22 protein-coding genes and 1 pseudogene are annotated in these 25,641 nt (G+C 73.4%); 10 read left to right on the top strand and 13 right to left on the bottom strand.

Features of this window, described 5'->3' with window-relative positions; all coding sequences use genetic code 11:
- Positions 1-131: 131 nt before the first annotated feature.
- The 3 genes from ABIH81_RS14405 to ABIH81_RS14395 all read left to right on the top strand — a co-directional run bounded on the left by ABIH81_RS14405 (position 132) and on the right by ABIH81_RS14395 (position 3,233).
- Entirely contained in the window at positions 132-1,160 is a 1,029-nt protein-coding gene (locus ABIH81_RS14405; protein WP_349881104.1) for a mechanosensitive ion channel family protein, read from the top strand.
- Positions 1,161-1,395: 235 nt separating this feature from the next.
- Positions 1,396-2,763 carry an MFS transporter gene (locus tag ABIH81_RS14400; protein ID WP_349880753.1) on the top strand — a complete coding sequence of 456 codons (1,368 nt, stop codon included), beginning with the start codon at positions 1,396-1,398 and terminating at the stop codon, positions 2,761-2,763.
- An 83-nt stretch (positions 2,764-2,846) separates the two neighbouring features.
- Positions 2,847-3,233 (top strand): globin, encoded by a 387-nt coding sequence (locus ABIH81_RS14395; RefSeq protein ID WP_349881103.1) that lies wholly within the window; start codon positions 2,847-2,849, stop codon positions 3,231-3,233.
- 7 nt (positions 3,234-3,240) lie between these two features.
- On the opposite strand, the gene ABIH81_RS14390 is transcribed toward ABIH81_RS14395, so the two are convergent.
- The 4 genes from ABIH81_RS14390 to ettA form a co-directional block, all read right to left on the bottom strand.
- Positions 3,241-3,825, bottom strand: a complete 585-nt coding sequence (locus tag ABIH81_RS14390) for a YbjN domain-containing protein (protein ID WP_349880751.1) — start codon at positions 3,823-3,825, stop codon at positions 3,241-3,243.
- 131 nt (positions 3,826-3,956) lie between these two features.
- Complete coding sequence (locus ABIH81_RS14385) at positions 3,957-4,619, bottom strand: hypothetical protein (RefSeq protein ID WP_349880750.1); 663 nt, start codon at positions 4,617-4,619, stop codon at positions 3,957-3,959.
- Positions 4,616-5,059: a thioesterase family protein gene (locus ABIH81_RS14380; protein WP_349880748.1), complete on the bottom strand. Its 444-nt coding sequence runs from the start codon at positions 5,057-5,059 to the stop codon at positions 4,616-4,618. The genes ABIH81_RS14385 and ABIH81_RS14380 overlap by 4 nt, the downstream gene beginning before the upstream one ends.
- A complete protein-coding gene (gene ettA, locus ABIH81_RS14375) occupies positions 5,052-6,728 on the bottom strand; it encodes an energy-dependent translational throttle protein EttA (protein ID WP_349880746.1) in 1,677 nt (558 codons plus the stop codon). Before ettA ends, ABIH81_RS14380 begins: the two co-directional genes overlap by 8 nt.
- A gap of 213 nt (positions 6,729-6,941) precedes the next feature.
- On the opposite strand from ettA, the gene ABIH81_RS14370 reads away from it, so the two are divergent.
- The 4 genes from ABIH81_RS14370 to otsB all read left to right on the top strand — a co-directional run bounded on the left by ABIH81_RS14370 (position 6,942) and on the right by otsB (position 11,751).
- Entirely contained in the window at positions 6,942-7,226 is a 285-nt protein-coding gene (locus ABIH81_RS14370; RefSeq protein ID WP_349880744.1) for a hypothetical protein, read from the top strand.
- Positions 7,223-7,615, top strand: coding sequence for a hypothetical protein (locus ABIH81_RS14365; RefSeq protein WP_349880742.1), 393 nt, complete (start codon positions 7,223-7,225; stop codon positions 7,613-7,615). Before ABIH81_RS14370 ends, ABIH81_RS14365 begins: the two co-directional genes overlap by 4 nt.
- A 141-nt stretch (positions 7,616-7,756) precedes the next feature.
- Positions 7,757-9,157: a trehalose-6-phosphate synthase gene (locus tag ABIH81_RS14360; RefSeq protein WP_043328887.1), complete on the top strand. Its 1,401-nt coding sequence runs from the start codon at positions 7,757-7,759 to the stop codon at positions 9,155-9,157.
- Entirely contained in the window at positions 9,154-11,751 is a 2,598-nt protein-coding gene (gene otsB / locus ABIH81_RS14355; RefSeq protein WP_349880740.1) for a trehalose-phosphatase, read from the top strand. Before ABIH81_RS14360 ends, otsB begins: the two co-directional genes overlap by 4 nt.
- 118 nt (positions 11,752-11,869) lie before the next feature.
- Here the strand turns inward: otsB and cobA are convergent, their stop codons facing one another.
- The 3 genes from cobA to cobC are packed head-to-tail and all read right to left on the bottom strand — an operon-like array spanning position 11,870 to position 15,272.
- On the bottom strand, positions 11,870-13,123 hold the full coding sequence (cobA, locus tag ABIH81_RS14350; protein WP_349880739.1) for a uroporphyrinogen-III C-methyltransferase: 1,254 nt from the start codon (positions 13,121-13,123) through the stop codon (positions 11,870-11,872).
- Positions 13,120-14,190, bottom strand: coding sequence for a nicotinate-nucleotide--dimethylbenzimidazole phosphoribosyltransferase (gene cobT, locus ABIH81_RS14345; RefSeq protein WP_349881102.1), 1,071 nt, complete (start codon positions 14,188-14,190; stop codon positions 13,120-13,122). The genes cobA and cobT overlap by 4 nt, the downstream gene beginning before the upstream one ends.
- Positions 14,190-15,272 (bottom strand): Rv2231c family pyridoxal phosphate-dependent protein CobC, encoded by a 1,083-nt coding sequence (cobC, locus tag ABIH81_RS14340; RefSeq protein WP_349880737.1) that lies wholly within the window; start codon positions 15,270-15,272, stop codon positions 14,190-14,192. Before cobC ends, cobT begins: the two co-directional genes overlap by 1 nt.
- A gap of 121 nt (positions 15,273-15,393) precedes the next feature.
- Here cobC and ABIH81_RS14335 point away from each other — a divergent pair, with 121 nt between their 5' ends.
- The gene (locus tag ABIH81_RS14335; protein ID WP_349880735.1) at positions 15,394-17,526 is read left to right on the top strand and encodes a transglycosylase domain-containing protein; all 2,133 of its coding nucleotides are present in this window, start codon (positions 15,394-15,396) and stop codon (positions 17,524-17,526) included.
- A gap of 148 nt (positions 17,527-17,674) precedes the next feature.
- Here ABIH81_RS14335 and ABIH81_RS14330 read toward each other — a convergent pair whose 3' ends face one another.
- Together ABIH81_RS14330 and ABIH81_RS14325 are read right to left on the bottom strand one after the other, a co-directional pair.
- Complete coding sequence (locus tag ABIH81_RS14330) at positions 17,675-18,244, bottom strand: GNAT family protein (protein ID WP_091423050.1); 570 nt, start codon at positions 18,242-18,244, stop codon at positions 17,675-17,677.
- The gene (locus tag ABIH81_RS14325) at positions 18,241-19,611 is read right to left on the bottom strand and encodes a cobyrinate a,c-diamide synthase (protein WP_349880734.1); all 1,371 of its coding nucleotides are present in this window, start codon (positions 19,609-19,611) and stop codon (positions 18,241-18,243) included. The genes ABIH81_RS14330 and ABIH81_RS14325 overlap by 4 nt, the downstream gene beginning before the upstream one ends.
- 134 nt (positions 19,612-19,745) lie before the next feature.
- Here ABIH81_RS14325 and ABIH81_RS14320 point away from each other — a divergent pair, with 134 nt between their 5' ends.
- Complete coding sequence (locus ABIH81_RS14320) at positions 19,746-20,564, top strand: SURF1 family protein (RefSeq protein WP_349880732.1); 819 nt, start codon at positions 19,746-19,748, stop codon at positions 20,562-20,564.
- Between the two features lie 244 nt (positions 20,565-20,808).
- On the top strand, positions 20,809-21,618 hold the full coding sequence (locus tag ABIH81_RS14315; protein WP_349880731.1) for a hypothetical protein: 810 nt from the start codon (positions 20,809-20,811) through the stop codon (positions 21,616-21,618).
- Positions 21,619-21,638: 20 nt separating this feature from the next.
- Here the strand turns inward: ABIH81_RS14315 and ABIH81_RS14310 are convergent, their stop codons facing one another.
- The 4 genes and pseudogenes from ABIH81_RS14310 to ABIH81_RS14295 all read right to left on the bottom strand — a co-directional run.
- Positions 21,639-23,222, bottom strand: a complete 1,584-nt coding sequence (locus ABIH81_RS14310; RefSeq protein WP_349880730.1) for an ATP-dependent DNA ligase — start codon at positions 23,220-23,222, stop codon at positions 21,639-21,641.
- Positions 23,223-23,310: 88 nt separating this feature from the next.
- Complete coding sequence (locus ABIH81_RS14305) at positions 23,311-23,517, bottom strand: hypothetical protein (protein ID WP_030273275.1); 207 nt, start codon at positions 23,515-23,517, stop codon at positions 23,311-23,313.
- 78 nt (positions 23,518-23,595) lie between these two features.
- Positions 23,596-24,960 (bottom strand): dipeptidase, encoded by a 1,365-nt coding sequence (locus tag ABIH81_RS14300; protein ID WP_349880728.1) that lies wholly within the window; start codon positions 24,958-24,960, stop codon positions 23,596-23,598.
- A pseudogene (locus ABIH81_RS14295) lies at positions 24,935-25,635 on the bottom strand (hypothetical protein); the annotation flags it as partial. The gene ABIH81_RS14300 and the pseudogene ABIH81_RS14295, both read right to left, overlap by 26 nt.
- Positions 25,636-25,641 lie beyond the last annotated feature (6 nt).

Genomic DNA, 25,641 nt, shown 5'->3' with positions numbered 1-25,641 from the left:
GCGCCCCGGATTGCACGTACTAATCCGGGCTACCCCCTCCGGTAGCGACACTTCGCCGAGGTGGCGGTGTCCACCGCCCGTCACCGGTGCGGTACGAAAGCAGGGTGAACGTCTCCGACCTGATCTCCGCCCTGCTGTCGGCCTTCTCCGACCGGCGCCCGGACTGCCAGGGCAGCAGTTCCTGCGAGTTCCTGTACCGGCTCACCGGCTCCGCCTGGTTCGCCGAGAGCAGCTACTGGATCCTGCTGAAGCCGCTGCGGGTCGCGTTGATCCTGCTGATCGCGGTGGCCGCCCGCTGGGCGCTGCACCGGACCATCAACCGGCTGGTGCGGACGACCGCCAACGGCGCGGTGCCGACCATGCTCCGCCCGCTGCGCGAGCGGATCCCCAGCGCCGCGGCCGACCCGGACCAGTTCGTGCCGGAGCGGCGGCGGCAGCGGGCCGAGGCGATCGGGTCGGTGCTGCGCAGCATGGTCACCGCGTTCGTCTTCGGCATCGCGCTGCTGATGGTGCTCAAGGAGTTCAGCTTCGACCTGGCCCCGCTGCTGGCCAGCGCGGGCATCGCCGGCGTGGCGCTGGGCTTCGGCGCGCAGAGCCTGGTCAAGGATCTGATCGCCGGCCTGTTCATGCTGATCGAGGACCAGTACGGCGTCGGCGACACCGTCGACCTGGGCGAGGCGACAGGCGTGGTCGAGGCGGTGGGACTGCGGGTCACCACGGTCCGGGACGGCCGCGGCGTGCTCTGGTACATCCGCAACGGCGAGATCGTCCGCGTCGGGAACAAGAGCCAGGGCTGGGCGCTCGTCGTGGTCGACCTGCCGATCGGGTTCGCCGGCACCGAGGAGGCCACCGCCGTGCTGCGTACCGCGGCGGCGTCGGTGGCGCTGGACCCGGAGCTGGCGCCGAGCATCGTGGAGGAGCCGGAGGTTCTGGGCGTCGAGCAGATGACAGTCGACGGCGCGGTGATCCGTACCGTCGTCAAGACCACCGCGGACGGGCAGTTCGCGGTCGGGCGCGAGCTGCGCCGCCGCCTCGCGGAGGCGCTGGAGAACTCGGGGATCGTCGCGCAGATCGCGGCCGCCCGGCTGTTCCCCGGCCTGCCGGTCCAGCCACCGGCGCCGCCCGCCGCCGAGGGTACGGGCACCGGCGGACCCACCTGAGCCGCCGGACGAGCCGGACTATTTTCCGGGGGTCGCGCGCCGCGCGGCCCCTCGGGTATCGTCCGTTCGTTCAGTCGGAGATGCGACGATCAATCCGTTCGCCCTAGCTAGTTGTCAGACGATCGGGCAGAATCCGGTGCACACGCTCCACCGGGGAGCGTGCTCGTGTCCTCGCTGATCGGTTGATCTGACGACGGTTCCCGGTCGGGCCATCACAAGTGGTCGACCAGGAACGATGGAGGCGACGGTGTCCGACGCGCGACCCGCCCGGGAGGGCCCGGCCACCTTCCGGGACGTCTTCGGTCAGTCGGAGTTCCGCGCCATCTTCGCCGCCAACACCCTCTCCTGGGTGGGTGACTACCTGGCCCGCGCCGCGGTCACCGTGCTCGTCCTGCGCGAGACCGACTCGGTCGCGCTCTCCGCCGCCGCGTTCGCCGCCAGCTACCTTCCCTGGCTGGTCGGCGGCCCGCTGCTCTCCGCGCTCGCCGAGCGGCACCGCTACCGGCGCGTCATGGTGGTCTGCGACCTCCTCCGGATGGCGCTGATGGCGCTGGTCGCGATGCCCTGGATGCCGACCTGGTCGGTCTTCGCGCTGATCTTCCTGGCCACGCTCGCGAACCCGCCGAGCCAGGCGGCGCGGTCGGCGCTGATGCCGCACATCCTGACCGGGGACCGGCTGGTCGTGGGCCTGTCCGCGTTCACCAGCGCCGGCCAGGCCGCCCAGGTCGTCGGCTACCTGATCGGCGCCACCGTGGCGGCGCTCAACCCGAACACCGCGCTGCTCGTCAACGCCGTGACCTTCGGCGTGTCGGCCGCGCTGGTCCGCTTCGGCGTACGCGAGCGGCCCCCGGCGATGACCGAGGTGCACCGCAGCCACCTGCTGCGGGAGACCGTCCAGGGCTTCCAGATCGTCTTCGAGCGGCCGGTGCTGCGCGCCATCGCGGTGCTGGTGTTCAGCGCGATGCTCTTCTCGATCGTCCCCGAGGGCCTGGCCGCGGGCTGGGCCGCCGACCGGACCGACGGCCGGATGGACGCCGGCACCGCCCAGGGGTTGATCATGGCTGCCGTCCCGGTCGGATACATCCTCGGCGGGCTGACCATCAGCCGGCTCGTCGGCCCGGAGCGGCGGCTGACGCTGATGCGACCGTTGATGATCATCGCGCCGGCGACACTCGTACCCGCGCTGTTCAACCCGCCGCCGACTGTGGTGGCGCTGCTGGCCGCCGGGTGCGGCTTCGCCGTCGCCGGGCTCGTCCCGGTCGCCAACAGCCTGTTCGTGCAGGCACTGCCGGACGGATTCCGGGCCCGGGCGTTCGGCGTCATGGCCAGCGGCACACAGATCATCCAGGGCGCCGCGGTGCTGGCCACGGGCGCGCTCGCCGAGCGCTTCTCGGTCCCGTCGGTGGTCGGCGTGTGGAGCGCCGCCGGGGTGCTGATCATGACCGTGGCGGCACTCGCCTGGCCCCGGTCGCAGGTGATCCACGAGGCGATCGAGGCCGCCCGCGCCGAGTCGGCGACCGGCCCCGGAACCGCGCACGCGCACTCGCGCGTCCCGCGCCGGGTGACCGGAACCGCGAGCACGGCCGGCACCGGCACGCGGTGACGTGATCCGCGCCGCCCGGCGGGCGGGCGCGGGCGCCGGGCCGCACCTGGCAGGATGGAGGCGTGACTTCCCCAGGCGAGTCGATGAACGTCTTCGAGGCGATCGGCGGTGAACCGGCGTTCCGCAAGCTGGTGGACGAGTTCTACGCCGGTGTCGCCGACGACCCGCTGCTGCGGCCGATGTACCCGGAGGAGGATCTGGGCCCGGCGGCGGACCGGCTGGCCCTGTTCCTCATCCAGTACTGGGGTGGCCCGCACACCTACTCGGAGCAGCGCGGGCACCCGCGGCTGCGGATGCGGCACGCACCGTTCCGGATCGGCGCGGCCGAGCGGGACGCCTGGCTGCGCCACATGCGCCGGGCGGTGGACACGCTCGACCTGCCGCCGCAGCTCGCCACCGCGCTCTGGGACTACGTGGAGCGGGCCGCCTACTTCATGGTGAACGTGATGGAGGATCCGGCCGCCGGCTGAGCCCGGCTCAGAGCAGGGCGCCCTCGTCGTGCAGCCAGTCGACGAACGTCACGGCGACCGCGGCGCCGCAGTCGAGCATCTCGACGAGCAGCGCGTCGTGGGCGCCGGCGCCGAGCGGGACCTGCAGCTCGGCGTAGATCGGGAGCTGACCGCGCTCGGTCGGGTCACCGATGTACGCCTTGCAGAAGCGCCGGGTGTGGTTCCACTCGTTCACCACGCGGTAGGCCCGGTCGGCCCAGTCCGGCGGGACCGTCGCGTGCGGACGGGCCCGCATCACGAGGATCTCGTCCTCCGGGCCCTCCAGCGCGACGAGCACGGCGTGCCGCTCCCACATGGCCAGCAGGTTGCCGTCGCCGTCGGCCAGATAGCGGACGTCCAGCAGGTCGAGCGCGTCGCAGACCCGGCTCAGGGTGACCGGCGCGACGGTGGCCGGCATGTCCGCGAGGACCGGCCGCTCGGGTGGCGCCACGTCGTCCCCCGGCTGGCGAGGGGTCGGTGGGCCGACCCGGATGGTGTCATCCACTGTGGTCCCGCTTCGAGTCTCCGGCTCCCCGCCAGCGGCGGAACCAGGGCGCCATGACCACCACGGCATCGCTCGCGCACCTCACTCCCCAGCGGATCCGGACGCCTACGGTGCGTTGGATCCGAGGATGGACGGTACCCGGACAGACGGCGTGAGGCATCCCCCCAACGGCCGCCCCAAACCGGAAGGACGACACGGGGTCACCCGTTCGGGTGACCCGTCGTCGGCCTGAGTGCAAGATCGGCGACGGTACGCGACCAGGCCGCCCCGAACGGTCCGACGAGTCCGACCCATCGGCCAGCCGTCCGCACCTGAACGTCGTCCGCGCCGGCGCCGAGGAAACCCATCCGGACCAGGGCCTGCACCAGCCGCTGCGACACCTCAACGGGTGTGCGCGGCGCCTCGTCCGGGGTCACCACCACGGCGACGTGGTCCAGCAGAGCGTCCCGCAGCACCCGCTGCCCGACCGCGCGGCCCGCCACACCGTGCGTGGCCGCCTCGCGCAGCGTCCCGGCCGCCGCCTCCGCGATCCGGCGCAGCTCGGCGCCGGGCAGCGCCTCCACCGCCCGGCTCGCGGCCGGTGGGAGCTGCCACCGCCAGCCGTCGTCCCGGCGTACCGGAAGCGCCGCGCCGCCGGCGGAGAGCTCGGCCAGCAGCTCCCCCGCGGCGACCGTGACGTCCCCGGGAGCGGTGCCCGGCACGGTACGGACCACGAGCACGCCCCACGGCAGCCGCGCCCAGAGGGCGGTACGGCCCGCGCCCGGCACCGGCCGCAACCGGACCACAGTGGCCGGGTCGAACCGGACCAGCCGGGCCAGGAAGGCCCCGGCGTCGGCCGTCCCGGTCAACCCGTGCCCGGTCACGCGCTCAGCCCCGGCGCGTAGCGGAGCAGGAACGCCCGCTCCTCCGGCGAGATCCGGCGCGGGCGCTGCGCCGTCAGGTCGAACGGCACCAGCAGCGACCGGGCGGTGCCGGCCAGCGTGTCGCCGTCGTACAGCTCGTACGCGACCCAGAACGAGGCGGCCTTGATCTGGTCCACCCACAGCTCGATCCGTACCGTCGGGGCGGCCTCCGCGCTGGCCCGGCCGAGCGCGTAGTCGACCGGGCGCAGGTAGTCGACCTCGTGCCGGCGGATGACCACCCCGTCGGCGAACGAGCCCACTCCCCACGCCCGGCCGCCGGCGAACATCATCGCCACCCGGGCCTCCTCGTAGAGCGTGAGGAAGCGGGCGTTGTTGACGTGGCCGTACGCGTCCAGGTCGGACCAGCGCAGCGCGCAGTGGTAGACGAAGCGGTCAGTCACGGGTGAGCTTGCGGTAGGTCACCCGGTGCGGCCGGGCCGCCTCGGCGCCGAGGCGGTCGACCTTGTTCTTCTCGTACGCCTCGAAGTTGCCCTCGAACCAGAACCACTTGGCCGGGTTCTGGTCGTCGCCCTCCCAGGCCAGGATGTGCGTGGCGACCCGGTCCAGGAACATCCGGTCGTGGGAGATGACCACGGCGCAGCCGGGGAACTCCAGCAGCGCGTTCTCCAGGCTGGACAGCGTCTCCACGTCCAGGTCGTTCGTCGGCTCGTCGAGCAGGATGACGTTGCCGCCGATCTTGAGCGTCAGCGCCAGGTTGAGCCGGTTGCGCTCGCCGCCGGAGAGCACCTTGGTCGGCTTCTGCTGGTCCGGCCCCTTGAAGCCGAACGCGGCGATGTACGCCCGGGACGGCATCTCGACCTTGCCCACCATGAGGTGGTCGAGTCCGTCGGAGACGACCTCCCAGACGGTCTTGTCGCTGTCGAGGCCCTGCCGGTTCTGGTCGACGTACGACAGCGAGACGGTCTCGCCGACCCGGACCGAGCCGCTGGTCGGCTGCTCCAGCCCGACGATGGTCTTGAACAGCGTGGTCTTGCCGACGCCGTTCGGGCCGATGATGCCGACGATGCCGTTGCGGGGCAGCGAGAACGACAGGTCGTCGATCAGCACGCGGTCACCGAACGCCTTGGTCAGGTTCTGCGCCTCGATGACAGTGTTGCCCAGACGCGGGCCCGGCGGGATCTGGATCTCCTCGAAGTCGAGCTTCCGGGTCTTCTCCGCCTCGGCGGCCATCTCGTCGTAGCGGTCCAGACGGGCCTTGGACTTGGTCTGCCGCGCCTTGGCGTTCGAGCGGACCCACTCCAGTTCCTCGGAGAGGCGCTTCTTCATCTTGGCGTCGCGGCGTCCCTCGACGGAGAGCCGGGCGGCCTTCTTCTCCAGGTAGGTGGAGTAGTTGCCCTCGTACGGGTAGGCCCGGCCGCGGTCCAGCTCCAGGATCCAGTTGGCCACGTTGTCCAGGAAGTACCGGTCGTGGGTGATCGCCAGGACGGTGCCGGCGTACTTGGCCAGGTGCTGCTCCAGCCACTGCACGCTCTCCGCGTCCAGGTGGTTGGTGGGCTCGTCGAGCAGCAGCAGGTCCGGCGCCTCCAGCAGCAGCTTGCACAGCGCCACCCGGCGGCGCTCACCCCCGGAGAGCTTGGTGACGTCGGCGTCCGGCGGCGGGCAGCGCAGCGCGTCCATCGCGAGTTCGAGCTTGGAGTCGATGTCCCACGCGTCGGCGGCGTCCAGCTCCTCCTGGAGCTTGCCCATCTCCTCCATCAGCTCGTCGGTGTAGTCGGTGGCCATCTGCTCGGCGATCTTGTTGAACCGCTCCAGCTTGGCCTTGGTCTCGGCGACCGCTTCCTCGACGTTGCCGAGGACCGTCTTCTCCTCGTTGAGCGGCGGCTCCTGCGCGAGCATGCCGACGGAGTAGCCGGGCATGAGCCGGGCCTCGCCGTTGCTGGGCCGGTCCAGCCCTGCCATGATCTTGAGGAGGCTGGACTTACCGGCGCCGTTCGGACCGACCACCCCGATCTTGACACCCGGCAGGAAGTTCAGCGTCACGTTGTCGAGCACGACCTTGTCGCCGTGCGCCTTGCGCGCCTTGTCCAGGACGTAGATGAACTGGGCCACGGTGCGGGCTACCTCCGTCGGTTGCGATCACGGGCTTGTCGGGTGCGGGGCGCCGGCGTCGATCTCCGCCTGCCGCCGCCGGCCGGGAGCCGGCCGCGCGCACGCCGCCGTCAATCCTGACAGGTACGGACCGCAACGCCCACATCACCCCACCCCAGGGGTACGGCGGCGAGCCGCGTTGCCAGCGCGGGTATGACCGAATAGCCTTGGCGTATGACCAAGAAGATCGCCGTGAGCCTGCCGGACGACGTCGCGGAGCGGCTGGCCAAGGAGCCGAACGTGTCCGCCTTCGTGGCGCGCGCCGTGCGTCGGCAGATGGCCGGCGAGCAGACGCGGGTGCTGCTCGCTCGCGCCGGTGTCACGATCACCGACGAGGACGTGGCCCGGGCCCACGTGGAGATGCAGCAGATCACCGCGAGCATCACGCCCGAGCTTCGTGAGCAGGCCACCCGGCTCCAGTCGGAGGTGCTGGCGGCCAGGGCGAAGGCGCGGCGGTGACGCAGTTCGGCCTGGCGCTCGACACGGCCGCACTACTGGCCTACGCCTCGGGCGCCAAGGACGTCGGTGCGAGGATCGCCGAGGCCGCCGACTACGCGCGTGACGTGCTGGTGCCCGCCCTCTGCCTGGCGCACGCGCATCAGCAGGCCACGGCCGCCCAATGGGAACTTCTCGAATTGCTCGCCGCGCTGCCGCAGGTGCAGATCACCCGCGTGGAACCGGATATGTGCGCCTATCTCGGTGGCTGGTCGCGTCGCATGACCGGGCGGATGGATCTCGCGCAGCTGGCCATGGAGGCCGCCGCCAACCCGCTCGTGCCGATCGTGACGGACCGGCGGGAACTGCTCGGTGAGGTGCTGCCGAAGGAGTGGCCGATCATCGACCTCTGAGCCGCGGGTGTCGACAAGATCACGTGATGGGTTCGGCGGTTCTGGGACGGGTAGGTAACTCCGGCACGGGGGATCAGACGCCGCAGCTACGCTCAGTACGCTCATCGCGGTGGACCCGTCAGTACCCGGAGGTGGCCGATCGTGACCGTCCGTAGCTCCTTTGTCGTAGTGGCCAACCGCCTGCCGGTCGACGAGGTGAGCACACCCGAAGGGCGGCAGTGGCGGCGCAGCCCCGGCGGGCTGGTGACCGCGCTGCACCCGGTGCTGGCCGAGCACCAGGGCACCTGGGTGGGGTGGGCCGGCGGCACCGGCGCCGCGCCCGAGCCGTTCGACCTGGAGGGCATCCGCCTGCACCCGGTGCCGCTGAGCGCCGAGGAGCTGGAGCGCTACTACGAGGGCCAGTCGAACGCGACGATCTGGCCGCTCTACCACGACGCGGTGGAGACGCCCGCCTACAAGCGGCGCTGGCGCGAGGCGTACCGGCTGGTGAACGCCCGGTTCGCGGAGGCCGCCGCCGACGTGGCCGCCGAGGGCGCCACGGTCTGGGTCCAGGACTACCAGCTCCAGCTCGTACCGGCGATGCTCCGCGAGCTGCGGCCGGACCTGCGGATCGGCTTCTTCCTGCACATCCCGTTCCCGCCGATCGAGCTGTTCATGCAGATGCCGTTCCGCACCGAGATCCTGCGTGGACTGCTCGGCGCGGACCTGGTCGGCTTCCAGCAGCGGCTGGCGGCGCAGAACTTCGTCCGCCTGGCCCGGCACCTGCTCGGCCTGCGCTACGAGGGCCAGATGATCCAGGTCGACGGCCGGCAGGTGAAGGCGGGCGCGTTCCCCATCTCGATCGACACCAAGGAGATGGAGCGGCTGGCCGAGGATCCGGCGATCCAGGCCCGGGCCAAGCAGATCCGCGAGGAGCTGGGCAACCCGAAGACGATCATCCTGGGTGTCGACCGGCTCGACTACACCAAGGGCATCGAACTCCGGCTGAAGGCCTTCCGAGAACTCCTCGCTGACGGAAAGTTGACAGTTCCTGACGCGGTTATGGTGCAGGTCGCCACGCCCAGCCGCGAGCGCGTGGAGCACTACCAGGCACTTCGGGTGAAGGTGGAACGCGAGGTTGGCCGGATCAATGGTGAATTCGGCCGGGTCGGCGTGCCTGCCGTGCATTATCTGCATCAGTCGTACAGTCGCTCCGAACTGGCCGCGATGTACGTCGCGGCCGACGTGATGATGGTGACCCCGCTGCGAGACGGAATGAATCTGGTGGCCAAGGAGTACGTCGCATCGCGCGCCGACCAGGGCGGCGCGCTCGTGCTCAGTGAGTTCGCCGGCGCCGCGACAGAGCTGCGCCAGGCGTTCCTGTGTAATCCGCACGACCCGGACGCGGTGAAGGACGCGTTGCTGCGGGCCGTGCATGTCGAAAAGCCCGAAGCCCGCCGCCGGATGCGCGTCATGCAGCGCCATCTGCGCAGCCACGACGTGGGCCACTGGGCCAAGTCGTTCCTCAGCGAGCTCGGCGTCGGAGATACGGAGGCTGCGTGACCTCGCCCGCCCCCGCCGCCCACGGCGGCGTGCTGGATCCCGAACTGCGTGCCGCCATCGGCCGTATCGCCCGGGTTCCGCAACTCCTGGTCGCCTGCGACTACGACGGCACACTGGCGCCGATCGTCGAGGATCCCAGCAAGGCCGTGCCGCTGCCCGAGTCGGTGGCGGCCGTCCGCGCGCTCGCCGCGCTGCCGCAGACGAGCGTCGCCGTCGTCTCCGGCCGCGCGCTGCGCGACCTGGCCACGCTCTCCCGGCTGCCCAGCGAGGTGCACCTCGTCGGCAGCCACGGCTCGGAGTTCGACATCGGCTTCGTCGAGCGGCTCACCCCCGAGCTGATCGCGGTCCGGCACCGGCTCCGTGAGGCGCTGCGCGAGATCGCCGCCGAGCATCCGGGCATCCGCCTGGAACGCAAGCCGGCCAGCGTGGCAGTGCACACCCGCGGCGTCGACCCGCACGTCGCCGCCCGGGCCGTCGAGGCGGTCCGCAACGGCCCCGCGACCTGGGAGGGCGTGACCGTCACCCAGGGCAAGGAGGTCATCGAGCTGTCGGTGGTCGTCACCAACAAGGGCACCGCCGTCGACCAGCTCCGCACCCAGCTCGCCGCGAGCGCGGTGCTGTTCATCGGCGACGACGTCACCGACGAGAACGCCTTCGGCAACCTGACCGGGCCGGACGTCGGCATCAAGATCGGTCCCGGGGAGACCCGGGCCGACTACCGGGTGGCCGAGCCGATCGAGGCGGCCCGGGCGCTCGGGCTGCTGCTGGAGACGCGGCGGCACTGGCTGTTCGGCGAGCGGGCGGTGCCGATCGAGCGGCACTCGATGCTCGCCAACGGCCGTACGGTCGCGCTCGTCACGCCGGAAGCCAAGATCACCTGGCTGTGCCACCCGAAGCCGGACTCGGCGGCGATCTTCGCCGACCTGGTCGGCGGCAGCCCGGCCGGGCACTTCACTGTCGGCCCGGAGCGCGGCGGCATCCCGCTGGGCCAGCGCTACCGCAGCAACACCATGACGGTCGAGACCCGCTGGTCCGGCCTGACCGTGACCGACTGGCTCGACCTGCCGGTACAGGAGACCACGCCGGACGACCCGGCCGTGGTCAGCGGCGACTCGACACTGGTCCGGGTGCTCAGCGGCACCGGGCGGGCCCGGGTCGAGTTCGCGCCGCGCCCCGAGTTCGGTCAGGTGGCGGTGCAGCTCCAGCCGCTCGACGACGGCCTGCTGGTGCTCGGCTCCAACGAGCCGGTCGCGCTGCACTCCCCCGGCGTCGAGTGGGAGGTCACCAACGACGCCGGGTACGAGACCGCGAAGGCGGTGGTCGACCTGTCGGCGGCCGGCGGCCAGGCCGTGCTGGAGCTGCGCTTCGGCACGCAGAGCCTGGAGCCGCACCGGCTGCCGCTGCACGAGCGGCAGGCCGCCGCCGAGCAGCCCTGGAAGGAGTGGGTGGCCTCGCTGCGGCTGCCCGCCACCGCCCGGGACCTGGTCGCCCGCAGCGCGCTGACGCTGCGCGGCCTCTGCCACGAGCCGACCGGCTCGATCCTCGCCGCGGCCACCACGTCGCTGCCGGAGGAGCTGGGCGGCGTCCGCAACTGGGACTACCGCTACTGCTGGCTGCGGGACGCCGCGATGACCGCCCGCGCGCTCGTCGACCTCGGCTCGACCGAGGAGGCCGAAGGGCTGCTGCGCTGGATCGACGGCGTGGTCGAGCGCACCGGCGGGCACCCGGAGCGGCTGCACCCGCTCTACACGGTGGACGGCTTCGAACTGGGCGCCGAGGCGGTCATCGACACGCTGCCCGGCTACGCCGGCTCCCGGCCGGTACGGGTCGGCAACCTCGCCAACCACCAGCTCCAGCTCGACGTCTTCGGCCCGGTCGCGGACCTGATCGCGGCCGTGGCCGACGCCCGGGGCTCGATCCGCGACGACGAGTGGCGGGTGCTGGAGAACATGGTCGAGGCGGTACGCCGCCGCTGGCACGAGCCCGACCACGGCATCTGGGAGGCCCGCCTCCCCCCACGGCACCACGTCTTCTCCAAGGTCATGCTCTGGATGACCGTGGACCGGGCGCTGCACGTGGTACGCCGGCACGGCGGCGAGGACCGGCCGGAGTGGGTCGAGCTGCGCGACCGGATCGCCGCCAACGTGCTGGAGCACGGCTGGCACCCGGAGGCCGAGGCGTACAGCGTCGCCTACGGCTACGAGGAGATGGACGCCTCGTCGCTGTGGATCGGCATCTCGGGGCTGCTCGCCGGCGACGACCCGCGCTTCCTCTCCACCGTGCTGAAGATCGAGGCGGAGCTGCGCAGCGGTCCGGTCGTCTACCGGTACCACTGGGACGACGGCCTGCCCGGCCGGGAGGGCGGCTTCCACATCTGCACGTCGTGGCTGATCGAGGCGTACCTGCGCACCGGCCGCCGCAGCGATGCCGAGGAGCTGTTCACCCAGATGGTCGACACGGCCGGGCCGACCGGGCTGCTGCCGGAGCAGTACGACCCGCTGGCCGAGCGCGGGCTGGGCAACCACCCGCAGGCGTACAGCCACCTCGGCCTGGTCCGCTGCGCCCTGCTGCTGGACAACATGCTCAAGCAGTGACCCGACCGGGGCGGGGGACCGCAGTCCCCCGCCCCGCCCTCCGCGATCTTGCACTTGCCGCCCCGGCAAAGGGGCTATGACGGGCAACCCTCGGGCACCAAGCGCAAGATCGACGGCATCAGGCGGGGGCGGCGGGGTTCAGGGCGTGGACCACGTCGCCTACCACGACTATCGCGGGTGGGCGTAGCGCGGCGGCCTCCACGTCTGCGGCGACAGTGCCCAGCGTGGAGCGCAGCGTGCGCTGGGCGGCCGTGGTGCCCTCCTGGATCACCGCTGCCGGGGTCTGCGCCGGCTTGCCGTGCGCGATCAGGGTCGCGGCGATCGCCGCCAGGTTCTTCACGCCCATCAGGATCACGAGCGTGCCGCGCAGCCCGGCCAGGGCGTCCCAGCGTACGAGCGACCCGGGCGCGTCGGGCGCGAGGTGCCCGGAGACCACTGTGAACTCGTGCGCCACGCCCCGGTGGGTCACCGGCACCCCGGCCACCTCCGGCACCGCGATCGCGCTGGTCACACCGGGTACGACCGTGACCGGCACGCCCGCCTCGGCGCAGGCCAGCAGTTCCTCGCCGCCGCGGCCGAAGACGTACGGGTCGCCGCCCTTGAGCCGCACCACCGTCTTGCCGGCCCGCGCCCGGTCCACCAGGATCTGGTTGATCTCCTCCTGGGCACGCGACGGCCCGTACGGGATCTTGGAAGCGTCGACCAGCTCGACGTCCCGGCGCAGCTCGTCCAGGAGCAGGCCGGGCACGAGCCGGTCGGCGACGACCACCTCGGCCTCGGTGAGCAGCCGCCACCCCTTCACGGTGATCAGCTCCGGGTCGCCCGGTCCGGCGCCGACGAGCGCGACGCGCCCGCCGGTGTTAAGAGGGGGCCCTTCCTCTACCTGAGGCGTTAATAAGGGGCCCTTCCTTGCGCCCAGCAGATTTCGCACGGCGTCGCGGACGCCCATCGCGCGGCGCGGGTCGCCGCCGCCGAGGACCGCCACGGTGACCGGGCCGTGCCGGGTCACCGCCGGGGTCCACGCGCTGGCGGCCGTCCGGTCGTCGGCGCGGACGCAGAAGATCCGCCGCTCGGCCGCGGCGGCACTGACCGCAGCGGCGGCGGCCCGGTCGTCCACCGCCACCTGGACGAGCCACGCGCCGTCCAGGTCACCGGGGGCGAACCGGCGCGGCTCCCAGTGCAACCGCCCGGCGTCGGCGTACGCGCGCAGCGCCGGGGTCAGTTCGGGCGACACCAGCAGCACGTCCGCACCGGCGTCGAGCAGCGCGGGCACCCGCCGGGTGGCGACCGCTCCCCCGCCGACGACGACCACGCGCCGCCCGCCCAGCCGCAACCCCAGGGGGTACGGGCTAGGCGGCGTCGGCCCGGTCACTTCTCCGCCACCCCGGCGGAGTCGAACGTCGCCACCTCGTGCAGTACCCGGACCGCGCCGGTGACCACGGGCAGGGCGAGCAGCGCCCCGGTCCCCTCGCCGAGCCGCAGTCCCAGGTCGATCAGCGGCTCCAGGCCGAGGTGCCGCAGCGCCGCCGTGGCGCCCGGCTCGGCGCTGCGGTGCCCGGCGACCATGGCGCACACCGCGTCCGGCGCGAACGCGGCGGCGGCGAGCGCGGCGCTCACCGCGATCACGCCGTCGAGCAGCACCGGCACCCGTCGCGCGGCGGCGCCGAGGATCAGGCCGGCCAGCGCGGCGTGCTCCAGCCCGCCGACCGCTGCCAGCACGCCCAGCGGGTCGGCCGGGTCGGGCTCGTGCCGGGCCAGCGCGGCCCGCACCACAGCCACCTTGCGGGCGTACGTCTCGTCGTCGACCCCGGTGCCCCGGCCGGTGGCCGCCTCCGCGTCCACGCCGGAGAACGCGGCGATGAGCGTGGCGGACGGGGTGGTGTTGCCGATGCCCATGTCGCCGGTGAGCAGGATGCCCGCCCCGGCGTCGATCAGCTCACCGGCGACCCGGATGCCGGTCTCGACGGCCGTGCGTGCCTCGTCCCGGGTCAGCGCGGCGGTGACTGTCATGTCCCGGGTGCCGGGGCGTACGTTCGCGGCCACCAGGCGCGGCCCGGCCGGGTCGGCGGACTCGGCGCCGGGGATCGGGGTGGCCACGCCGACGTCCACCACCGTGACCGAGGCGCCGGCCTGGCGGGCGAACGCGTTGACCACCGCGCCGCCGGCCAGGAAGTTGGCGATCATCTGGGCGGTGACCTCCTGCGGCCACGGGGTCACACCCTGGGCGTGCACGCCGTGGTCACCGGCGAAGATCGCCACCGCGGCCGGCTCGGGCAGCGGCGGCGGGCAGGCGCCGGCCAGCCCGGCGAGGCGTACCGAGAGCGGCTCCAGGGCGCCGAGCGAGCCGGCGGGTTTGGTCAGCCGCCCCTGCAACTCGCGGGCCGCCGCCATGGCGGCCTCGTCCAGCGGCCGGATCGCCGCGACTGTGGACTCCAGCATCATGCCTCCAGGATCCGTGCCAGCGTCTCGATGAACGCGTCTGTGGTGCCCGGGTCGCGCACGGCGATCCGGAGCCAGTCCGGGCCGAGCCCGGGGAACGTGTCGCCCCGGCGTACCGCCCAGCCGTGCGCGCGCAGCCGCTCACGTACCCCGGCGGCGCCGGCCACGTGGATCAGGACGAAGGCGGCGGCCGGGCGGCCCGCCACGCGTACCCCCGGCAGGCCGGACAGACGGGCCACCAGGTGGTCGCGGTCGGCGGCGAGTTCGGCGGCGATGGCGCGTTCGGCCGCGACGGCGGCCGGCGCGGCGCAGGCGGTGGCGGCGGCGAGCGCCGGGGTGGAGACCGCCCAGAGCGGCTGCGCGGCGGCGAACCGGGCCAGCAGCGCGGCGTCGCCCAGCAGGTAGCCGATCCGCAGCCCGGCCAGGCCCCAGGTCTTGGTGAGGCTGCGCACCACGACGAGGCCGGGCAGGTCGCGGCGGGCGGCGAGCGACTCGGGCTCGCCGTCGACGCCGGGCGCGGCGGTGGTGTCGGCGAACGCCTCGTCGACCACGAGCACCCGGCCGGGACGGGCCAGCGCGGCGATCGTGTCCGCCGGGTGCAGCACCGAGGTCGGGTTCGTGGGGTTGCCGATCATGACCAGGTCGGCGTCGTCCGGTACGCGGGCCGGGTCCAGTCGGAAGCCGTCGGCCGGGTCGAGCAGCAGCCGGTCCACCCGGTGCCCGGCGGCGCGCAGCGCGGCTTCCGGCTCGGTGAACTGCGGGTGCACCACCACGGGGCGGCGGACGCCGGACAGCGCGCGGGCGATCAGCACGAAACCCTCGGCGGCGCCGGCGGTGAGGAGTACCTCCTCCGGGGGTCGCCCGTGCCGGTGAGCGACGGCGGCGCGGGCCGGCGCCGGGTCCGGGTACGCGGCCAGGTCGCCCAGCGCGGCGGTGATCGGGTCGGCCAGCCAGTCCGGCATCGGGGCGCGGCGCACGTTGACCGCCAGGTCCACCAGGCCTGGGGTGGCCTCGGCGTCCCCGTGGTGGCCCAGGTCGGGCTCGTCGAGCGCAGTGGCGCTCCCGGTCGGTGCTGCGGGCATGTCCGCGATCCTGCCGGGTAGCCGCCGCCCGGGACAGCGCATCCCGGCGTGGGTCGCGTCACGGTCCGCCGGTTTATGAGTTCTTCTCATTTCCGAATCGGAAATGTCATAGCTTGACCCCGTGAGCAGTCGTCCCCTTGCTTCCGCTGGCCGTCTCGTTCCCCTTCTCCGCGCCGGGCTGATCGCCGGCATCGTGGTCGCCGCCGCCCTGTACCCGCTGGTCGCCGTCACCGGCATCGGGGCCAAGGCCACCGCGCACGCGATCGAACAGAAGACGAACATCCTCAAGACCGCGCTGCCGGCCGAGACCTCGTACCTCTACGCGCCCGACGGCAAGACCGTGCTGACCATGTTCTACGAGGAGTACCGGCAGTACACCAAGATCGAGAACATGTCGCCGAACATCCAGCAGGCGATCGTCGCCGCCGAGGACAACCGCTTCTACCAGCACCACGGCGTCGACCCGAAGGGCGTGGCGCGTGCTTTCGTCTCCAACGCCCGGTCCGGCGGCGTCTCCCAGGGCGCCTCGACGATCACCATGCAGTACGTGCGGATGGCGCTGCGGGACAGCGCGACCACGCCCAGGGAGGTCCAGGAGGCGACCCAGCAGACCAGCCTGCGCAAGGTCAAGGAGATGCGCATGGCGATGGACATCGAGAAGCACCTGAGCAAGGAGCAGATCCTGGAGCGCTACCTCAACTCGGCCTACTTCGGTCACCGCGCGTACGGGATCTACGCCGCCTCGCAGATCTTCTTCTCCAAGACCCCGGCCACGCTCACCCCGGTCGAGGCGGCCACGCTGGCCGGGCTGGTGAAGTCGCCGTCGGAGTACGACCCGATCACCTCGGACCAGAAGGACGCCACCGGCCGGCGCAACTACGTGCTGAACAACATGGCCCGCCTCGGCTACCTGTCGCCTGATGCCGCCGCCGCGGCGAAGGGCCAGCCGATCAAGCTGAAGCTGACCAACCCGCCCAACGACTGCGCCGCGATCGACGGCGGGCACCGTAGCTGGGGCTTCTACTGCGACTACCTGAAGAACTGGTGGAGCTCGCAGCCCGCGTTCGGCGAGAACCGGCTGGAACGGATGGACAAGCTGCGCCGCGGCGGCTACCGGATCGTGCTCGCGCTCGACCCGAAGACCCAGGCGGCGGCGGAGAAGAACGTCGGGGCCAAGGACAACACCGGCAGCCCGTTCGCCAACGGGATCGTGGTCGCCGAGCCCGGCACCGGGCGGATCAAGGCGATGGCGGTGAACCGGAACTACTCGCTCGACCTGGCCGAGAACCCGAACAGCTCGAACCCGGAGGCCGGCCCGAAGGTCAAGGCGAACTATCCGAACACGGTGGCGCCGCTGCTCGGCGGCGGGACGCTCCCGGGCTACCAGGCCGGTTCGACGTTCAAGATGTTCCCGATGCTCGCCGCGCTCAACGCCGGGATGCCGCTGTCCACCACGTACGACTCGCCGCACACGTACAAGTCGGCCGTCTACGACGGGTGGGCCCCGTCCAACGCCAGCGGCGCGATGACCGGCCGGCAGACCATGTGGTCCGGGTTCGGCAAGTCGGTGAACACCTACTTCGTCCAGCTGGAGGAGAAAGTCGGCGCGGACGCCGGGGTGCGCCTGGCCGAGCAGCTCGGGCTGCGCTGGCGTACCGACGTGGACAGGGAGCATGCGTCGCCGGGGAAGGCGAAGAAGTGGGGCGCGTTCACGCTCGGCGTCTCCGACGCCACCCCGCTGGAGATGGCGAACGCGTACGCCGCCATCGCCGCCGACGGACGCTACTGCGAGGCCATCCCGGTCAACGCGATCATGAACCGGGACGGCACGCCCGCCACGTACACGACGGCGGGCGGGGTGCAGCGGGAGATCGCCAAGCCGCGGTGCCGGCAGGTGGTGAACGCCGACGCGGCCCGCGCCGCCACCGACGCGGCGCGCTGCCCCACCGGCGACACCCCGGCCAAGGGGAGCTGCGGCGGCTGGTCGACCGCCGACAGCGTGCGGGGTACGGTCGGCCGCCCGGTCGCCGGCAAGACGGGTACGACCGACAGCACCCGGTCGGCGTGGTTCGTCGGCTACACGCCGGAGCTGGCGGCGGCGAGCTTCATCGCCGATCCGGACAACCCGTTCAACGCGGTGGGTGACGGGCAGGCCCAGATCCCGGTGAACGCGGTGGCGCAGACCTTGCGGGACTCCCTGAAGGGCCAGCCCACCCGCCAGTTCACCCCACCCTCAGACCAGATAGTCGGCTGACCCCTGCCCACCCAACCCACCCCAACCCTGATCCGCCCGGGGGTGCGCCCGGGTAGTTGATCAAGGAGTTTGCGTCCCGGATCGCCCGATCCGCCGACGCGAACTCCTTGATCGACGTTGTGAGGGCGGGTGGGGCGCAGGGGGAGGGTCAGCGGAGGTCGGCGGCTACGAACGACCACAGTTCCAGGTCGACCCGGGCGCCGCGGACGAAACCGGCGTTGCGCAGCAGGCCCTCGTAGCTGAAGCCGGCCTTCTCGGCGACCCGCCGGGACGCCACGTTGCCGGCCGCCACCCGCAGCTCCACCCGCTGGAACCCGTGCTCCAGGATCAGCGCGATGGCCACCGCGTCCACCGCCTCGACCGCCAGGCCGTAGCCCCGGGCGTGCGGCGCGATCGCGTACGACAGCTCGGTGAGCCGGGCGCCCCAGTCGGTACGGCGGGCCCAGAGCGAGCCGACCACCCGCTGGTCCTCCCGGCGGACCACCGCCCAGTGGTCGCCGTCGCCGCTGTCGCGCCGCTGCCGGGCCAGCTCGGTGCACCACGCCCGCCCGTCGATCTGCCCGGACGCCTCGGCCAGCGGCAGCCAGCGCTGCGTCTGCCGGTCGGCGAACACCTCGTCCACCGCCTCCGCGTCGGCGGCGACGAGGTGCCGGACCTCGATGCGCGGGGTGGAGACGGTGAGCGCCGGGAACCGGCGTACCGCCACCTGCCCGATCACGCCGACGCCCCCACCGGCGCCAGCGCCGCGGCGACCAGCCGGGCCGCGATCTCCGGGTGGGCGGCCCAGTGCGGCACGAGCTGCGAGGCGTGCACCGCCTGCCGGACGAAGCCCTCCGGGTTGCCACCCTCCCAGCGCCAGGCCGGCCGGTCACCGGCGCGCGGGGTGAGCACGGCGGCGTGCTGCTTGTGCCCGGTCACCGTGGCACCGGCCGCTGCCACCACGCTGTCGGTGACCGCCGTGGCCGTGCGGTAGCCGACCACCAGGCCGTCCCGGACCGTGCCGACCGCGTCGAGCACACCGCACATGGGCAGGCCGTCCAGTTCCCGGGCCAGCCAGAGCAGGCCGGCCCCCTCGGCGACCACCGGGCGGCCCGAGCGGGCCAGCTCGGCCACCGCGATGCAGAGGCGGCGGTTGGCGGAGAGCTGCTCCGCGTACGTCTCGGGCAGCCCGCCGCCGACGACGAGCGCGCGGGCCCCGGCGGGCAGCGCCTCGTCGCGCAGCGGATCGAGCGTGACCACCTCGGCGCCGGCGGCGCGCAGCAGCTCGGCGGTCTCGGGGTGGCTGTAGGCGCCGGCCGGTCCGCCTGCGAGCGCGACCACCGGGCGCTCCGCCGACGGCTGCGGGGCGTCGGCCGGCTCCGGCGACCACGGCTCGACGGTGAGCGCGGGGGCGGAGCGGGCAAGCGCCAGCAGCCGGTCGAGGTCGACGGTGGCGGCCACCGCCTCACCGAGCCGGCGTACGCCGCGTCCGGCGTCGGCGTCGGCGCGCACCACGGGCCCGGTGCCGAACCGGCGGGCGGGCAGCACCGGGGGCAGCTCGTGCCGGCGCAGCGCCCCGTAGACCGGCACACCCACGTCGTCGAGCGCCTCGCGTAGCAGCGCCTCGTGCCGGGGCGAGGCCACCCGGTTGAGGATCACTCCGCCCAGCCACAGCTCGTCGTCGTACGCCCGGAAGCCGTGCACCAGCGCGGCCACCGACTGGCCCATCGCGGCCACGTCCACCACGAGCACCACCGGACTGCGCAGCGCGGTGGCGACGGCCGCCGTGGACTCGCTCTCCGGCCGCCCGGCAACCGAGTCGTAGAGACCCATCGTGCCCTGCACCAGCGCGAACCCGGCGCCCGCCGAGCCGTACGCGAAAAGGGGGGCGATGCGCTCCGGGCCGACCAGTCTCGGGTCCAGCGTGCGCCCGGCGCGCCCGGCGGCGAGCCCCAGATACGCCGCGTCCGCCTGGTCCGGCCCGACCTTGAACCCGGCCACCGGGATCCCCCGGTCGGTGAGCGCCGCGAGCAGGCCGAGGGAGACGGCGCCGGTGCCGTGCCCCGAGGAGGGCGCACTCAGCACGACGCGCGGCACGTCGGTCATCATCGACTCCTGATGTGGGTGGTTTCCGCCCGCGTGACCATACCCGTCCGGCGCGGAGCGCGAGGACCGCGCACACCTCCGTTTCTCCCTGGCAGCGGCGAGTGGCATCGCTCATACGGGTAGCCTTGGCCAACGTGTACCGGTTCCTGCTGACCCCGCGCTGGCTCGGCTACCTCGCGCTCACGCTCGTCGCCGCCACGGTGATGGTGTTCCTGGGCAACTGGCAGCTGGACCGCTACCGGGGCCGGACGGCCGTCAACGAGCGGATCGACGCCGGGGCCACCATGACGCCCGCGCCGCTGCGTGACGCGCTCCCCGCTCCCAGCGGCGGTGACGTCGGTCCCGCGCCGTCCGAGGAGCTCACCTGGAGCCGCGTCACCGCCACCGGCCGGTACGACAGCGCGAACACCGTCCTGATCCGCGGCCGGACCGTCGACCGGACGGTCGGCTTCGAGGTGCTCACCCCGCTGGTGCTGGCCGACGGCACCGCGGTGCTCGTCGACCGGGGCTGGATTCCGCCCGTGCCGGGGGCCGGCGCGACCGTCCAGCCGCAGGTGCCGGCGACGCCGGCCGGCGAGGTGACGGTGACCGGCCGGGTGGTCGGCAGCGAGAGCGGTGGCGGCGCGGTCAGCCGGCGCGACGGCAAGCTGGAGGCCCGGCGCATCGACATCCCGCGCCTGGCCCAGCAGCTCCCCTACCCGGTGACCGGTGGCTACGTGCTGCTCGACGGGCAGACCCCGGCGGCCGACCCGGCCTTCCAGGCGGTCCGGATCGGGCACACCAACAACTGGCAGAACTTCGGCTACGTGTGGCAGTGGTGGATCTTCGCGGTGATGAGCCTGTTCGGCTACGGCTGGGTGGCGCGCCGGGAGGCCCGTCGCCGGGCCGGGCTGGACGCCCCGGGTGAGCCGGTGGACCGCGCCGCCGAGCCTGCTGCCCCCACCTCCGCCTGAGCGAAGCCGCATCGGGCACGGCCCGCCTCGTCGATCCTCCGCACAGGCGCCCGTTACTCGCCGTAGCCGCCGTCGGCGAAGGACTCCTCACGACCGGTATGACTCATAGGCATGTTCATGCCTCTGAGTCATATCCGTTCTGAGCGATGAGGTTTCCGCGGGGGCCGGCCGTGGATCCGGTGGGCACACCGGGCGGCGGGGACGTTGTAGGGTCCGCGGATGATCGTCAATCGTGGGGGTCGCGGTGACCTCTGACGCCCCGACGCCACCGGCCGCCGAGCCACCCGCGTACGACCCGTGGTCGGCCATGCCGCCGGCCGTCGCGCCGCCCACCGAGAAGTTCCCGGTGATCGCCACGCCGGAGGCACCCGTCGCTCCCGCGCCCACCGCGCAGTTCCCCGCTCCGCCGACGGCCCCGCCGCACTCCGCGCCGCCGCTCTCCGCCACGCCGGCGCAGTTCTCCGCCCCGCCGGCGCAGTTCTCCGCGCCGCCGGCGCAGTTCTCCGCGCCGCCGGCCACCGCGCAGTTCCCGGCCGCGCCGCAGTTCTCCGCGCCGCCGGCGCAGTTCTCCGCGCCGCCGGTGCCGCCGGCCGGGGCGGTCGCGCCGTTCTACGGGCCGGCGGGCGCGCCCGGGCCGTACCCGCCGACCGGGCCGGTGCCGCCCGGGCCGTATCCGCCGGCCGGGCCGGTGCCGCCCGCGCAGCCGGCGGTGGCCGTGCAGATCGCCGAGATCATGGTGACGCCGCCGGTCATCCGTACCCCGGCCGGCGTCCTGCCGCTAGCCGGCTCCTCCTGGTACGTGACCGACTACTGGCAGAAGGAGGAGAAGATCGCCCCGTGGGCCGTCGTCGCCGCGATCCTCGGCTTCTTCTGCCTGACCGTGTTCAGCCTCCTGTTCCTGCTGATCAAGGAGACGCGGCACTACGGCACCGTGCAGGTGACGGTGAGCAGCGGCGGGCACCAGTACGTCGCGCGGATCCCGGTGACCGACCAGTTCCAGGTGCAGCAGCTCAACAACCAGGTCAACTACGCCCGGTCGCTGTCGGCCGGCTGAGCTGTCGGCCGGCTGAGCCGTCAGCCGGTGACCCGGCCGGCGTGGATGGCGCGGACCGCGTCGATGGTGTCCGCCTCGGCGGCGGTCTTGTCGTCGCGGTAGCGCAGCACGCGCGCGAAGCGCAACGCCATGCCGCCCGGGTACCGGCTGCTGGTCTGCACCCCGTCGAACGCGATCTCGACCACCTGCTCCGGCCGCACCCGCACCACCCAGTCGCCCTTCTCCACGGCGAGCGACAGGAACCGCTCGGTCTGCCAGCGCAGCAGCTCGTCGGTGAGCCCCTTGAAGGTCTTGCCGAGCATGACGAACTCGCCGGTGCGCGGATCGCGGGCGCCGAGGTGCAGGTTGGACAGCCAGCCCTCCCGCCGGCCGCTGCCCCACTCGACCGCGAGGACCACCAGGTCGAGCGTGTGCCGCGGCTTGACCTTGACCCAGGCCGAGCCGCGCCGGCCGGCGTCGTAGGGCGCGGCCGGATCCTTGACCACCACGCCTTCCTGACCGGCGTCGACCGCCGCGGCGAACGCCGTGGCTGCTTGCGCCACGTCGTCCACCTCGACCCGGTCGACGAGCAGCGAGGCGTCGACCGCGCCGGCCAGGGCCGCCCACCGCTCCCGCCCGGGCGCGTCGATCAGGTCGGTGCCGTCGAGGTGCAGCAGGTCGAAGAAGTACGGCGTGAGCACCGGTTCGCCGGTGCGCTCGGCGGCGGCCAGCACGGCGGGCGCGACCTGCGTCGGCCCGGTGGTGCTGGGCGTGGTGCGCCGGGCCGCCCGGCTGGACGTCTCCTGGAACGGCAGCGGCCGGCCGGCCGCGTCGAGCCCGATCGCCTCACCGTCGAGCACCAGCTCGCGGGCGGGCAGCGCGCGGACGGCGGCCACCACCTGGGGCAGCCGGCCGGTGATCTCGTCCAGGCTGCGGGTGTAGACCGCGATGTCCGGGCCGGAGCGGTGCACCTGGATGCGGATGCCGTCGAGCTTGACGTCGACCACCGCCGGCACGCCGGTGGCGGTCAGCGCCTCGTCGACCGAGGGCGCGCTCTGCGCCAGCATCGGCGCGAGCGGCCGGCCCACCTGGAGCCCGAACCCGGCCAGCGCGGCGGCGCCCCCGGTGAGTGCCGCGACCGCCACCGCCCGCAGGTCACCGGCGAGCAGCAGGGCACGCCGGACGGCCGTGACCGGTACGTCGGTGGCGCGCGCGACGGCGTCGGCCAGCAGCCCGGCCTGCGCGCCCTGGCGCAGCTCGCCCCGGAACAGACCGGTCAGCAGGCGCTGCTCGTCGGCGGTGGCGGCGGCGAACAGACGGCCGACCAGATCCCGCCGCCGGGCCTGCGAACCGGCCCCGGCGACACGGGAGATCTCCTCGATCGCCGCGTCGACGGCGGCGACTGTCAGCGTCGGCTCGGCGGACGGCGGGGGCAGGTCACGCAGGCCCGCCCAGCCGACGCCGGTCTGACGCTGGCGCAGCTCACCGGCGAGGTAGCCGGCGCCCGCCGGGATCTCACCCGGCTCCAGCCCTCGAAGCGCGGCGGCCAGCAGCTCCACCTTGGCCCGTCGGCCGCTGGTGGCCCCGACCGCGGCCGAGGTGGCCGCCAGCTCCGCGAAACGCACGCCCACATCCTGCCAGCCGCCTGTGACATCGGGGTGGATCCCGCGGCCCGGCACACCGCACGGGTGCGCCGGGCCGACGGGCCGACGGTCAGGCCGAGACGGGTTCCTCGATGCGCAGGCCGCGCCCGCGCACGCCCTCGGCGACCCGGGTGAGGAGCGCGTCGAGCGTGACCAGGGCGGCGGAGAGCTCGCCGATCTGTTCGTTGAGCGTGTCCTCGGACCACGCGGAGACGTCGACGTCCCCCAGAGCACGGACGGCGGCCTGGAGCCGCTCCATCTCGTCGTTCGTACGCATGTTCGAAAGGCTATAACACCCCGCCCGCCGACACACCACAAACTCCGACATCGGCCCCGCAGTTACGGTTTCGACACCTCAGGCGCGGTTTCCGGCCTCCGCCACCCGGGCCAGCAGCAGCGCCTCGGCCAGGCACACCCGGGCGAACTCGCCCAGGTGCAGGCTCTCGTTCGGCCCGTGCGCCCGCGCGTGCGGATCCTCCACACCGGTCACCAGGATCGCGGCCTGCGGGAACATCTCCTGGAACGTGGCGATGAACGGGATCGACCCGCCGACCCCGATGTCGACCGGGTCGGTGCCGTCCCAGGCCGTCCGGAACGCCGACCGGGCCGCGTCGAACATCGGCCCGGAGGCGTCGATGACGCAGGGCGCGCCGTCGTGCTCGAACGTCACCGACACCTGCGCGCCCCACGGCGCGTGCCGCTCCAGATGCGCGGTCAGGGCCGCGTACGCCTTCTTCGGGTCGTCGCCCGGCGCCAGCCGTACGCTCAGCTTCGCCTTCGCGGACGGCACCAGCGCGTTCGGGGCCTCGCCGGTGGCCGGCGCGTCCACGCCCAGGATCGCCAGCGCCGGCTTGGTCCAGAGCCGGTCGGTGATCCGCCCGGTGCCGAACAGCTTCGCGCCGTCCACCAGGCCGGCCTCGGCCCGGAACCGGTCCTCCGGGTAGTCGACGCTGGCGCCCTCGCGGGCGGCCAGCCCGTCCACCGCGACGTCGCCGGCCTCGTCGTGCAGCGTGCCGAGCAGCTTCACCAGCGCGGTGAGCGCGTCCGGCACGGCGCCGCCGAACATGCCGCTGTGCACCGCGTGGTCGAGCGTGCGCACCTCCACGAAGCAGTTGACGATGCCGCGCAGCGACGTGGTCAGCGCCGGCACGCCGACGTCCCAGTTGGTGGAGTCGGCGATCACGATGACGTCCGAGGCCAGGTCGTCGCGGTGCTCGGCGAGCAGCCGCTCCAGCGAGTCCGAGCCGTACTCCTCCTCGCCCTCGATGAACAGCACCACGCCGACCGGGAGCCGGTCGGCGAACGCGCGCAGCGCGGCGACGTGCGCCATGATCCCGGCCTTGTCGTCGGCGGCACCCCGGCCGTAGAGGCGGCCGTCGCGCTCCACCGGCTCGAACGGGTCCGACTCCCACAGCGACAGGTCGCCGACCGGCTGCACGTCGTGGTGCGCGTACATGAGCACGGTGGGGGCACCGGGCGGGGCCGCCTTCGTGCCGATCACGGCCGGCTGGCCGCCGGACCGGACGATCCGCGTGTCGAGGCCGCAGCCGCGCAGCAGCTCCGCCACCGCCTCGGCGGAACGCTCCACGTGCGAGTGGTCGAAGCCCTCGAAGGCGATGCCCGGGATGCGGACGAGTCGCTCGAGGTCGGCACGGACGCCGGGGAGTTCCCGCTCGACGGCGGCCCGCACCTCGGACTCGGAGAGGATCGGAGTGGTCATGACCGGAATCGTATGCTGGCCTTACCCCGCCACGTCGCCCGAGCCCGATCGCCGCCCCATGCGCACGTAGTAGCGGTCTCCGTCGTGCGGCAGGTCCGGGGCGCCGTCGACGACCAGGTCCACCGCTGCCGCCGTACCGTCGGCGGCGAAGTGCGCCCGCTCCCCCGCGTGCCAGCGGCGCAGCTCCGGCAGGATCTGCTCCCCGTCGCGGGCCAGCGCCCGGCGCAACCGCAGCTCGGCCGGCGCGGTGACCAGCACCGACAGCGTCGTCTCGGGCCGCACGACCGCGCGGGCGGCGCTCACCCCCTCGACGATCAGCACCGGCCCGGCCGGCACCGGCACCACCGGGTCCAGGAACCGCCGGCGCACCCAGCTGTAACGGCGGTACCCGCCCGCCCGGCCGGCCCGCACCGGACCGAGGACCTGCTCCTCCAGCCGGGTCCAGAACGTGAGCTGGTCGTCCCAGCCGTCGAGCAGGTCGTCGGTGTGCACGAGCGGCGGGCGGACGCCGCCCGCCCGCGCCGCGAGGGCGTCCGCGAGGCGCGCCGCGAACCGGCTCTTGCCCGCGCCGCTGGGCCCGTCGACAACCACCAGGCGGGTACGCCCCAACCGCGCCGGACCGGCCAGCACCCGACGGGCCAACCCGGCGTACGCCTCGATCACGGCCACGTTCACCCGACC

Source organism: Micromonospora sp. HUAS YX12, assembly GCF_040215685.1.
GTDB lineage: Bacteria > Actinomycetota > Actinomycetes > Mycobacteriales > Micromonosporaceae > Micromonospora > Micromonospora tulbaghiae.
This window is presented reverse-complemented; position numbering and strand designations above follow the sequence as displayed.